General features: G+C 48.3%; 10 protein-coding genes. 6 read left to right on the forward strand and 4 right to left on the reverse strand.

Annotation, left to right across the window (positions count from 1 at the left end):
* Window positions 1-733, forward strand: a 733-nt coding sequence (locus tag ACR2PX_RS12295; RefSeq protein ID WP_433999649.1) for an SDR family NAD(P)-dependent oxidoreductase, incomplete at its 5' end; no start/stop codon positions are given.
* Window positions 734-799: 66 nt separating this feature from the next.
* Here ACR2PX_RS12295 and ACR2PX_RS12300 read toward each other — a convergent pair.
* Together ACR2PX_RS12300 and ACR2PX_RS12305 are read right to left on the reverse strand one after the other, a co-directional pair.
* Window positions 800-2,212, reverse strand: a complete 1,413-nt coding sequence (locus ACR2PX_RS12300) for a hypothetical protein (RefSeq protein ID WP_433999650.1) — start codon at window positions 2,210-2,212, stop codon at window positions 800-802.
* Between the two features lie 107 nt (window positions 2,213-2,319).
* Complete coding sequence (locus tag ACR2PX_RS12305) at window positions 2,320-3,519, reverse strand: MFS transporter (protein ID WP_433999651.1); 1,200 nt, start codon at window positions 3,517-3,519, stop codon at window positions 2,320-2,322.
* Window positions 3,520-3,753: 234 nt separating this feature from the next.
* Between ACR2PX_RS12305 and ACR2PX_RS12310 the strand changes: the two genes are divergently transcribed.
* The 5 genes from ACR2PX_RS12310 to ACR2PX_RS12330 all read left to right on the forward strand — a co-directional run bounded on the left by ACR2PX_RS12310 (window position 3,754) and on the right by ACR2PX_RS12330 (window position 9,183).
* Window positions 3,754-5,400, forward strand: a complete 1,647-nt coding sequence (locus ACR2PX_RS12310; protein WP_433999652.1) for an acyl-CoA synthetase — start codon at window positions 3,754-3,756, stop codon at window positions 5,398-5,400.
* Window positions 5,401-5,596: 196 nt separating this feature from the next.
* Window positions 5,597-6,412, forward strand: coding sequence for a crotonase/enoyl-CoA hydratase family protein (locus ACR2PX_RS12315; RefSeq protein ID WP_433999653.1), 816 nt, complete (start codon window positions 5,597-5,599; stop codon window positions 6,410-6,412).
* Window positions 6,413-6,467: 55 nt separating this feature from the next.
* A complete protein-coding gene (locus ACR2PX_RS12320; protein WP_433999654.1) occupies window positions 6,468-7,262 on the forward strand; it encodes an enoyl-CoA hydratase/isomerase family protein in 795 nt (264 codons plus the stop codon).
* A gap of 106 nt (window positions 7,263-7,368) precedes the next feature.
* On the forward strand, window positions 7,369-8,946 hold the full coding sequence (locus tag ACR2PX_RS12325; protein ID WP_433999655.1) for an AMP-binding protein: 1,578 nt from the start codon (window positions 7,369-7,371) through the stop codon (window positions 8,944-8,946).
* Window positions 8,947-8,988: 42 nt separating this feature from the next.
* Entirely contained in the window at window positions 8,989-9,183 is a 195-nt protein-coding gene (locus tag ACR2PX_RS12330; RefSeq protein WP_433999656.1) for a hypothetical protein, read from the forward strand.
* Here the strand turns inward: ACR2PX_RS12330 and ACR2PX_RS12335 are convergent.
* A complete protein-coding gene (locus ACR2PX_RS12335; protein WP_433999657.1) occupies window positions 9,177-10,769 on the reverse strand; it encodes a hypothetical protein in 1,593 nt (530 codons plus the stop codon). The two genes, ACR2PX_RS12330 and ACR2PX_RS12335, sit on opposite strands and share 7 nt — an antisense overlap.
* 128 nt (window positions 10,770-10,897) lie before the next feature.
* Window positions 10,898-11,506 carry an HNH endonuclease gene (locus ACR2PX_RS12340; protein ID WP_433999658.1) on the reverse strand — a complete coding sequence of 203 codons (609 nt, stop codon included), beginning with the start codon at window positions 11,504-11,506 and terminating at the stop codon, window positions 10,898-10,900.
* Window positions 11,507-11,830 lie beyond the last annotated feature (324 nt).

Here is an 11,830-nt window from a genome sequence, read left to right on the forward strand (position 1 = left end):
TGCATTACCTGTAAAACTGATGTTTTTTAGAATCAGGGAAAACAGCCTGACTGCTTCTCAGGAAAATCCGGCAAAACTATACGACGAAAGGTGTTCTACCTGTGCTTTGAAATTCCTATACATTGAAGAGTCCATTGCTCTGCTGGGTAAAAGCAATGATCGAATCACGGTCACGGCCTGTGACATTCTGGACGAAGATCAATGGCCTCAACTCTTCAATGCTGTTCAGAAAAAAATCGGCTGCCCGGACCTTATTATTCATACAGCAGGAGTGTTCCAATGGCTACCAGCCCCCGAAGCCGAGTTCAGTGACTGGTCAGACCTTCTAAAGATAAACCTTGAGTTTCCCATAGCCCTGAATCATTTCTTCCTGTCAGAAATGACCAGAAGACGCTCAGGCTGCCTGATTCATTTTGGCTCTATTGCCAGCTTGCAACCCTACCCGGGAGGTGCTGCTTACTGTGGCAGTAAATTTGGACTCAGGGGGTATTGTCAGGCTCTGTTTGAAGATGTCAGGGACTACCGTATTAAAGTCTGCAGCATCCACCCCGGTCAGATCAGCCAGCAGAAAGGTGAGGAATCACTTGATAAGCAAGCTATAGAAATGAACGACATTTTAAAAACCATCGATTTTATTCTCTCCGTAGGCCATGCTTCCTGCCCCACAGAAATTACCCTTCAACCTCAATCCAGCTATTTTGACAAGGCCCTTCGTATGAATCTCAGTCCATGAAAGTCGCCGACTTGGGTCATGATTTTTCTATAGCTGTCATGTATTTCTTCCTAATGATCAAAATCATCAGTACCGGTTCACGCTGTCATCAATCATGGGAATATCTGGAATCAGATCAGGGACATCTTGTGAAGTGCTCTCAGGTTCAATAATCGCCGATTGAATCTCAACATGCCGGTACTTAAGCGTAGTCACCAAGGGAGAAAATGGAGATAACTCCCTGTGAGACTCGTAGCCCCAAAACCACTCATTCCAACCCACACTGGCCTCATCGCCCTTATCAATCCGTTTAAGAACCAGCCGTTTCATAGGTGCACCAGAATTTTTTATTTTTTTCCCTTTTCGATACAGGTAGATCTGTGCCATTTGCTGAGCTTTGGGACGATGGAAGAAATTAAACTTATAGGTTACATCCTGAGCCAGACGGTTATTACCAGGATCGAAGTCAGGCAAATCATCAAGGTGTACTTTAGGCGTCGACTTTAAACGTTCTGCTACTTTCTTTTTTGGGAAAACGGCTCCATTTATATTCGTTAAAACATGGGCAGACTCACCTTCTTCCAGCATCTCATTCAGAATCACCTTGACTCTTGAGCTGACCATCCACTCCCAATGGCTTACCTGTTCGTCTTTTGGATTAGACCAACTGTAATTATGATTCCCTGTCAACTGCACAATAGAGTGCCAATGACCATTCTTGAAGACCTTATAATTAGCTAGATAAGCCATATTAGCTGTTGAGTTCCTACCGGTCTCCAGCCAGAAAGTTAACCCAACATCATCGAACTGATTGATATAAGGCTCAAGAGGCAATGGACTGATCGCAAGAAAGTTACTGCCAAACAAAACGTGCTCAGTCTGGGCATTCAGGTAGTCATTACCTGTATTGGATAGATTGCAGGCTTGCTGAGTCTCTTCACCTGACATACTGAAAGCCAGGACACTCAAACAAAAGTCTCGAATCTGGTTCAGGTATTCCACATAAGAAACACCGGAGAATACAAAGAGATCCGGATTTTCTTTCCTGACCTCATCAAGTTTTGAGAAGTTATCTACCAAAATATCAAACTGATCATTGATAGACTCTTTCGTATCTGAATCATCATCCGACAGATGCCAGTAGAACAACTTGAGCTCTGTTGAGCCGGGCTGACTTTTATAAAGCACAGATCCGTTTACTTTCTTCTCAATAACGGATTGATTCAGCTTCAGACTCTGACTTTCTCCCTCATTGTCAAAGCTAAGTGGTTCCTCCGTGCTGACATTGCTATGAACCAGGGCACCCTTCTCTATAAAGTATCGTCTTAGCAGTAAGGTATCATCCGATCTTGTGGTTCTTCTGATCATCATTTCCATAACAGGATCGATCAGATTCGTCTCTCTCATGAATTGGGTTAGATCATCATCCGTCCGTATGTAATTCCCAGCCCCAGCTGGCAGAGACAAAAGGCCTGCCAGAACAAAGAAGAATGCTTTCATACTTATCCTGTTTCTAATCGCAAGGACTGCTCATCCTCAAAACAAACACATTTTTATTTCTAATCAGCAGTTATCGGGGATTCATACTAGTTCAAAGCAGGAGAAAGCTAATAGTCGAAATAGTCAGACCCTTTGCGCCAGAGAGTGAGCGATAACAAACAAACCACCATAGCCACAAGAGAAAGGGTTTTAGGGGTTCCGTCCGATAACAGAATCACCAGTACGGAAGCCAGACTGCTGACGATAATGGCCGCCACATCCATCACAGAGCTGGCTGTTGCAGCCGCTCGGGGATGCTCCTGAACAACACCTGTAAGAGCATTGGGTGCAATAAATGCAGAGAAAAAGAACAGAAACGACAGCAACAGCATGCTACTGACCATGGTGTGGCACTCAGTCCAATCCAAAACCATGTTCACCACTGAAAGCAACACCATCAAATAAAATGAGACGGCCATGATTTGGCGAAAACTAAACTGCTTCAACAAACCGATATTAATCAGAGAAGCAGCTCCCTGCACTACAAACGATAGTGACAAAATCAGCGCCAGAACGGATTCAGAAAGCTGGTAGTAATGGATAAACAGAAAAGAGGCATTGTTGTAATAAACCAGTACTACTGTTGAGCTGGAGGTATAGGCAAAAATAAATTTCAGTGACGACGGGCTAACCAGAACTTTTCTGACATCGATGAGAAAAGAACTTTTCCGGCGCTGGAATTTCATTTTCTCTTCAGCATGAAAAGCCCGGACGTTAATCAACAGGATAATGCCCCCCAACGCGGCAGTCAGGCCAAACAGAAACCTCCAGCCCAATCCAGAAGTCAACTGAACACCCAGCTCCGGTGAAACGATCCGACTTACCAGCAGAATAAAGGCAATGGCAGAGAACTGACTGGCCGCTGCATTATCGCTGAATCGATCGCGAATCATGGCCGGTATGATGACCAGAATCGCTGAAGCGCCTACCCCCTGAAAAATTCGACCAGCGTAAAACTGTAAAGTAGAACCCGCCATCATGCAGAGCAGCGACCCAGCAATAAAGACCAGCAAACCACTTTCAAGAACCGGCATTCGCCCCACCCTGTCACCAAACGATGCAAACAGGGGCATGGTGAAGCCCTGAACGCAGATCAGCAGAATGGTGGTTAATTGAAAATTATTCAGTGCAGCACCAAAGTCTTTTGCTACATCCGCTGTTACCGGAACATAGGCATCTTCTACCAATACCGTGAGAACCAGAGTGATAGCGGCCAGAAAGGCCATGCGCCAGTAAGAAAAGAATGAAATCGTTGCTTCAGCAGGCATCAAAAAGTCCTGTTTCCAGTATGTAAATGCCAGGCAAGCTCTGCACTATATAACCCAAGTGGACGACGTGAATCATAGACCTGTCTGATATTAGTTACCTCCATTAAGAAGTTTGCCTTAGATCGTTAAGGCATCTTCACGTTTTCCGCTCTCCTGGCAGGCACGAAAAGCGGAAATACATGGCCAGAAATGGCCTGAATCGAAAAGAACAATAACCAACAGGTAAATATGGTAATGGCTGAAAAACACTTCAATATCTGCGATATGTTCGAGCTGGTTGTCGATGCAGTTGGCGAGCGTGAAGCCCTGGTTTGTGGCGAGAGCCGCATCACCTATGCCCAGCTTGAAGAGCGGGCCAACCAGATGGCTCATTACCTCAGTGCACAGGGTGTCCAGGCAGGTCAGCATGTGGCTTTATACATGTACAACTGCAGTGAATACCTTGAAGGCATGCTGGCTTGCTTCAAGATTCGTGCAGTGCCCATCAATGTTAACTACCGCTACGTCAATGAAGAGCTGTCGTACATTTTCGACAACGCGGATGTCGTCGCCTGTATTCATCACCGTGAATTCATTCCTGCCATCAACGAGATCAAGGGACAGTTCCCTGAGCTGAAAACGTTTGTATCCGTTGAAGATGGTTCTGATAACGATCTGTCCGTTATTGGCACCACTGATTACGAAGAAGCCATGAAAGGGCAATCCACCGAACGCGATTTTGAAGAACGCTCAGGTCAGGATTTGTTCATCCTTTACACCGGTGGTACGACAGGTATGCCAAAAGGTGTGATGTGGCCACATGAACACGTTTTCCATGCAGCTATGGGCGGCGGCGGTTTTTACAGCCTGGACAAAGGCCCCTGTGAGAAGCCTGAAGACATCATTGATCGTATGCCTGGCTTTGAGATGGCTTCCCTTCCCCTGGCACCTCTGATGCATGGTGCCTCCTGGTGGTTTGCCTGTATCACTCTGCTGGCCGGGAATAAACTGGTCATGAATCCTGAACGCAACCTCAGTGGAGAAACCGTCTGGGGGCTGGTTGAGCAGGAAGCTGTTAACTCAGTACAGATTGTTGGTGATGCCATGGCGATTCCCCTGCTGGAATCTCTGGACAACAATCCTGGCCGCTGGAAGCTGGACTCTGTCTTCAACGTAGGTTCTGGGGGCGCTGTTTTCTCCTATGCCAAGCAGGATGCCTTCAAGCAACACTTCCCTAATGTGTTCATCACCAACTCTTTCGGTTCTTCTGAATCGGGCAGCATGGGTATGGATACTGGCAGTAAGAAAGAAGAAGCCAGCCTGGGTAATGTCAACCGCTCCGAGTTTATGGATGTCATTGTTGAAGGAGAAACACCCGAGCAGGCTCGTCACGCCAAGCCAGGAGAAACCGGTATTTTCTCTCGCTCAGGGCACATCCCTGCCGGTTATTACAACGATCCGGTCAAAACCGCCAAGACCTTTATTGATGTAGAGGGCAAAGGCAAGACATGGCTGCTTACAGGCGACGCTGCTCGTCTGGAAGAAGACGGTTCCATCACCATCTTTGGTCGTGATTCCAACTGCATCAACTCAGGCGGTGAGAAGATCTTCCCTGAAGAAGTGGAGCAGGCTCTGAAAAACAACCCGTCCATTATCGACTGCCTGGTCGTCGAAACACCTGACGAACGCTTTCATGCCAAAGTGACCGCAGTAATCACACTGAAGCAAGGTCATGAGGTCAGCCTGAAGAGTGTTCAGGAAGAAGCTCGCAAACACATTGCCGGCTACAAGCTTCCCCGTGAATTACATGTTGTTGCAGAAATGCCAAGGACACCCAGTGGCAAACCTTCCTACAAGGAAACCCGTGACATTGCCCTGAGCAAATCGCACCAGGTCGCCTAATACCCGACCCAACTACTGGAGCCTTTTCCGATCGGGTCGGAAGAGGCTGCCACCCCACTCTTCACCCCACTCCCCTCAATGGAGGCGGAGCTATGAAAAGCAGACAGCCATGAGCCGGAAGTGCAGCTTACACCGGAGCATTAAAGGCTAAGGGATCTGAAAGAGCTGCACTGTCCACATAAAGAGAATAATAAAAATGTCTGAACTTCCTATCAGTACCCAAAACTGCATCATCGAACAGAAAGGCCATATTCTGGTCGTTACCCTCAACCGTCCCGAAAAGAAAAACGCTTTCAGTCCTGCCATGCTGGTTGGCTTGTATAAAGCCTGGCGCCTTCTGGACGAAGACGACAATCTCCGCTGCGCGGTTCTGACCGCTAACGGTGATACTTTCTGTGCCGGTATGGATCTGTCAGCAGGCCCTGAAGGGGGTGACGACACCAGTGAAATTCAGGAACTGATGCAATCGGTTCCCAATCTTCACTGGCAGGCACTGCTTCGGGAAAACATGCCCAACAAGCCTATCATTCTGGCAGCCGAAGGCTATGCACTGGCCGGCGGTACCGAAATTCTGCAGGGAACCGACATCCGTGTAGCCGCTGAAGATGCCACTTTTGGTGTCACCGAAGTGGCCCGAGGCCTCTACCCCATGTCGGCATCCACCATCCGTCTGCGTCGTCAGATTCCTTATGCTCTGGCGGCAGAAGTACTGTTGACGGGTGAACATGTGACCGCTCAGAAATGCCTGGAATGGGGTCTGATCAACCACGTAGTCGGTAAAGGTGAAGCGCTCTTCAAAGCCATGGAGATCGCTGAAAAAATCTGTGCCAATGGCCCTCTGGCCGTTAAGGCCGTGATGCAGTCACTGCGTCAGCATGATGAATCCATGCCTATGGAGCAGGCTCTGGCTGACTCCGATCAGCTGGGCTGGCCTGTGATGTCCAGCAAGGACGCCCGGGAAGGCATGAAAGCCTTTAAAGAGAAACGCTCTGCTGTTTTCACCGGCGAATAATCCTATCCATCACTCCCTATTCAGGGAGTGATTCCTCACAAAAGGGAGGCACTTCATGACCCATACCGTACTGAAAGAATACCAGAATGGTGTTCTGATCCTGACCCTGAACCGACCCAAGAAGAAAAATGCTTTCAGTCGGGAGCAATGGGTTGAGTTCACCCTGGCGCTTCAGGAAGCTCAATCAGACGACAGTGTTGCCGCCGTACTGCTGACCGGAGCAGGTAACGACTTTTCCTCCGGCACTGATCTCAATGACTTTACCACCGCTATGGAACCGGGCGAGGTTCATCCTTTTGATGCCTGCGCACTGGCCATGGTCGAATTTGACAAGCCGCTGATTGCCGCTGCAAAAGGCATTGCCGTGGGAGGCGGTGCTACCCTGCTGCTGCATTGTGATGTGGTTTATGTCGGCGAAAGCCTGAGGTTACGATTCCCGTTCACCAGCCTGGGCCTGGTGCCCGAACTGGCCAGCAGCTATCTACTCACTACGATTGTGGGTCAGAGAAAAGCCACCGAAATCATGCTGCGCTCCGAATGGATTAACGCAGAACGCGCCGCCGAACTGGATCTGGTCACAACCGTCTGCAGTGATGAATCGCTGTTTGAAGCGGCACTGGCCAGCGCTAAAGACATTGCCAAATGGCCAGTCAGTTCGCTGGTAGCCACCAAACGATTAGTGAAAGCTGCTCGCATGGAGCCTTTAAAACAGGCTCTGTCTGATGAAAAAGTGGCCATGGAAAAGCTGGGCGGCTCTCCCGAAAACATTGAAGCAGTCATGGCTATTTTTGAAAAGCGCGACCCCGACTTCTCCCAGTTCCGTAAGCGGGAAGAAGTGGAACCAGCCTGAAGCTGGCTGGGAGCCTGTCGGACTTAGGCAATTACGGCCTGAATTCCGACAGGCTCCTGGAGAGGGGAACAATTTCCTATGAAAATAAGAACAACAGGAAACCATTATGAGTGACGATATCAACAACTACCCATTGATGCCTCATTTGATTATTGATGGACTGAACCAGCATGACGATCGCCCTTGTCTGCACCTGGGTGAAAGCATTGCCACCTACAAAACCGTCAGGGAAAAAAGCAGCCAGTTTCATCAGGTACTGGCCAGCAAAGGCATTGGTATTGGCAGTCGGGTAGCCATTCTTTCCGGCAACCGTCCGGAAGTACTTTATAACCTTTGTGCCATGTCGATTGCAGGCTCCTGCGGTACCGCTCTTCATCCGCTGGGTTCAAAAGACGACCATGCCTATGTCATGAACGACGCTGAGATCGAAACGCTGGTTTATGACGCCAGTCTGTTCGAGGAAAGAGCCAAAGAGCTGAAAGAAATAGTTCCTTCTCTGAAAAATCTGCTGGCTTTCGGTGACACGCAAGCAGGTGAAAACTACACAGCCCTGTCCGAACAGTTTGAGCCTCAGCCTCTGAAAGCTCCGGATATTTCGCCCGAAGACCTTAACGCAATCGTTTACACCGGGGGCACCACGGGTAAACCAAAAGGGGTACTGCAACCTTATCGTGTACCTGCCGCCATGACTCAGGCCATCATGGCTGAATGGGATCTGCCAAAAGATCTGCGTATGCTGATCGCTACACCGTTATCCCATGCTGGAGCGGCTTTCCTCGTACCGACCCTGCAACGGGGCGGCACTATCTTTGCCCCGGCCTATTTCACACCCGATCTGGTGTTTGACACCATTGAAAAGTACAAGATCAATGCAACTTTCATGGTTCCGGTCATGCTGTATATGTTGCTGGATCATCCGCGCTCTGAAACAGCTGACCTTTCCAGTCTGGATATCATTTACTATGGTGCCAGCCCCATGAGCCCATCCCGTCTCGAAGAAGGCATTAACAAGTGGGGGCAGAAGTTCTTTCAGGTCTACGGTCAGTCTGAAGCCCCTATGGTACTGTCACACCTGAAACGTGAAGATCATGACTTGAGTAAACCTGAGCGTCTGGGCAGTGCCGGTAAGCCATCTCCCTGGGTACACCTTGAGCTGCTCGACAAGGACAACAATCCTGTGGCTCCAGGAGAGCCAGGTGAAATTTGTGTCCGCTCTCCATTGGTCATGACGGGTTACTACAAACAACCAGAACAAACAAAAGAAGCCATGGCTGGCGGCTGGCTGCATACAGGCGACGTAGGTCGTTTTGATGAAGACGGCTTTCTGTATATTGTTGACCGCACCAAAGATATGATTGTTACCGGTGGCTTCAATGTATTCCCTAAAGAGGTGGAAAACGTTCTCTCCGCTCAACCTTCCGTTGCTCAGGTAGCGGTTATTGGTGTTCCGGATGATCACTGGGGCGAATCCGTCAAAGCGGTGGTTGTTCTGCGTCCTGGCGTAGAGAAAACGGAAGAGCTGACCGAAGGTTTGATCAATGCCGTTAAGGATGCCAAAGGCTCAGTACAGGCACCGAAGACCATTGATTATGTGGAAGCTTTGCAGCTGACGCCGGTTGGCAAACCTGATAAAAAAGCCATTCGGGCCCAGTACTGGGATGGTCAGGAGCGAGCGGTTAAATAATACTCATTAGATGTACTATAGAAGCCACTTCAGGTATCAGAGGTGGCTTCTGATGAGAATGAGCAACACAAGGATGTAACCGGTATGCCCACTGAAACCGCTATACGACAGTTTCTCGCTGAAACTAGAGAACGCATCAAAAGTCATTACCTGCCCCGAGGACAAACCCAGTCGCCAGGCTATGCCGGATGCCACTTTGATCATTATCCTCAAGGAGGGTATCAGAGAGGTTATTGAGTTGATTCGGAAAAAGCCCTCTCCCAGTGCGCTGGCCAAGGGGGGGGTATTGCAATAAAGGCATCCAGGTTCATGCTGACTTTCTCAACACTGTATCCCTTCTCAATGAGTTTCAGCCTCATCAACTCACTGGCACTTTCCATGACCGAATCCTGCACAAACTTCTGACCATGAAGCACCTCATCACTGAGCTCAAGGTAAGGTGTCATCAGTAGAGATGCAGGCCAGAAATAGGTGCCCGCATCGATCAGAAATTGCCAGCTGGCAAGGTCATGGGCAATAACAGCCGTTTCAATCACATGAACCGACCGCCTGGCCTCAATCAGTTCATCCACATTATTAAGACCCAGTTCAGACAGCACCAACGACTGGAAGTTTCTGTCACTGGATTTCACAGCCCTGTCCAGCAGCTCTGAGAAATATCGGGTGGATAGCATCTGCTGGAGAGGGTCCGCTGCAAACCCTACAGGCAGGTCGAAGAAGACGACTTTATCCCCGTTACTCAACTCCAGACCAAACCCTGCTTTCCAGAAATACTGAGCCGCCCTGTCAAACAATCGGTTCCAGCAGTCATTCGTCATGGACTCTGCTTTCATCTGCTCCATCAGTGACCCACCGGATGCCCCGGAAAAATTTAATTGCGCCAGCTGAAGAATATGCGAGAAGTAACCATGTACGATATTTCCTCCTGGAATATTTTCATCGTAATAAGCGCCTCCCTTGATGAATATCCGGGCAAAAACAGGCGGGATATAGCCAATAAAAACAGGGGGTACCGTATCAATTTGTGGAGCAAGAAAGCGCTTGTAGAGAATAAAGTGAATGAGTTCTGTCACATCATAATCAGACAGTTTCTGATGATCTTCTACATCAAAACCCAATCGTTGGTTATTGGATGTATCCAGCTTCAGAAAGCCTGGTACCCTGAGCCACTGGGCACTGTTTGCCGCTCTGGTAAGCAGAATTTCTGGAAGAGCTTCAGAATAAGAAGAGCCGTTCTTTAGCCTGAAGGGGGCATTGCGTTCATGGGTCAGCAGATAGGAATTCATATCTGCCGCTTCATCAGTAGGTATATGTCTGCCCAGATAATCGCTCAGAGTTCTTAGATCTCTCCCCAAAGCCACCAACAACGGTAGGTAGGCCCTGAGGTTGCTGACTCGTTTAAACCAGGCCTCCAAGCCCCCCATTTCCGACAATTCATCGTCCAGTTTTTTACAATGACGAATGGTATCCTTCTGGATGAACTGGAAAGCCTGTAATACAGGGTCTTCTACCCTGTCAGCCATTAGCGGTAAGACGTGAGAATGGTAGAACAACAACGCTTCAGGTTGTCTTAGACTCAGATAAACCGTTCTATGGCCTTCATGAGATTGCTGTCTGAAAAACCCGGAAACATTGTCTGACAAAATACACTCGCCGGATTCATTGGCACAATGATCAGACAGTAAATGATTTAGGCGCTGATTCAGAAGAATTTCGTCATGGTAAGACAGAGGAATAACAACAGGATTAAGTAAGACTCCCTGCTCAACAACACCAGTTCGGATGTCTCCTCCCCACACCAATGAGCTCTGTACAGAAGCCATTAGAAGAGCAAACAGTAAGCATCTGAATATTCCGGGCAGGACTGAATCCATGATTTCATGAGGTATTCTTTGTTTTCAGACCTCCTGAGACCATGGAAACCCTAAACAAGTTCCCAAGCACTCAACGCTCAAGCCTGTGTTTTATTATGAAAATGCTCTTTTTCCCATTGCCGATCGGGATCCAGACTCCACCGACAATTTTCAGAAAACTGGCTGCTGAGATAATCCGCCTGCTCGGACAGAATCCGGTGACTATTGACCAGCGCCAGATACTCCGCCGCATTGGGACGATAGGGTAAGGCCACCAGTGTCATATCCAGCTCTTCCAGCAAGCGGTCACTCTTGAATTGATTGCATCGTTTACAGGAAGCAACCACATTCATCCAGTCATCCTGCCCTCCCCTGGAAGTGGGAAGAATATGATCGCGGGTCAAATACTTGCGTGACAGGAACTTGCCACAATACATGCACTGATGATTATCACGTTCGAAAAGAGAAGAATTGGTTAAAGCAGGATTGGTGCGCGCAGGAAAGACTCGTTTGCCTCCACAGGCAATAATGCTGGGTAGTTCAATGATCGTCTGGGTTCCCAGCCAGCGGTTATAGCCACCTCTTACTTTATAAATAACATCACCCAGACTCCAGCGGATCAGATCTCTTGAATAGAGACAGACTGTTTCCTGCCAGGTCAGCCATTCCACCGGTTGTCCGGCAGCATTCAGTCGCAGAATATACACAATTCAGCTCCCGTTCTTTCATCCCTGATACAGCCAACTTCACAGCATAAACTCGATAAAGATTATATCGGTGAATCATGACCATCTTTTATTAACTTATCGAAATGCAATGCCCTTGCCAATGCCATGTAGCTGATAGAGAACTATTAAGATTTGAACTTTTGTTCAAAAAAACGTCAATTAGAATAATCTTTATTTGGGGCTTTTACAGGTTGGCTGATCATTTTTGGGCCTCCTGCCTGATTTTTAGATAGAGATAATCAAGATCATTGTAACCACATGCCTTGTATATTATCCGCTTGATGACACCATTGAAGGCTTCGA

This window comes from Endozoicomonas sp., from assembly GCF_051008435.1.
GTDB lineage: Bacteria > Pseudomonadota > Gammaproteobacteria > Pseudomonadales > Endozoicomonadaceae > Endozoicomonas_A.

Coding starts and splice junctions, on each gene's coding strand:
- ACR2PX_RS12300 (WP_433999650.1), bottom strand. CDS start 2,212: ATGAAAGCATTCTTCTTTGTTCTGGCAGGCCTTTTGTCTCTGCCAGCT.
- ACR2PX_RS12305 (WP_433999651.1), bottom strand. CDS start 3,519: ATGCCTGCTGAAGCAACGATTTCATTCTTTTCTTACTGGCGCATGGCC.
- ACR2PX_RS12320 (WP_433999654.1), top strand. CDS start 6,468: ATGACCCATACCGTACTGAAAGAATACCAGAATGGTGTTCTGATCCTG.
- ACR2PX_RS12315 (WP_433999653.1), top strand. CDS start 5,597: ATGTCTGAACTTCCTATCAGTACCCAAAACTGCATCATCGAACAGAAA.
- ACR2PX_RS12325 (WP_433999655.1), top strand. CDS start 7,369: ATGAGTGACGATATCAACAACTACCCATTGATGCCTCATTTGATTATT.
- ACR2PX_RS12310 (WP_433999652.1), top strand. CDS start 3,754: ATGGCTGAAAAACACTTCAATATCTGCGATATGTTCGAGCTGGTTGTC.
- ACR2PX_RS12335 (WP_433999657.1), bottom strand. CDS start 10,769: ATGGCTTCTGTACAGAGCTCATTGGTGTGGGGAGGAGACATCCGAACT.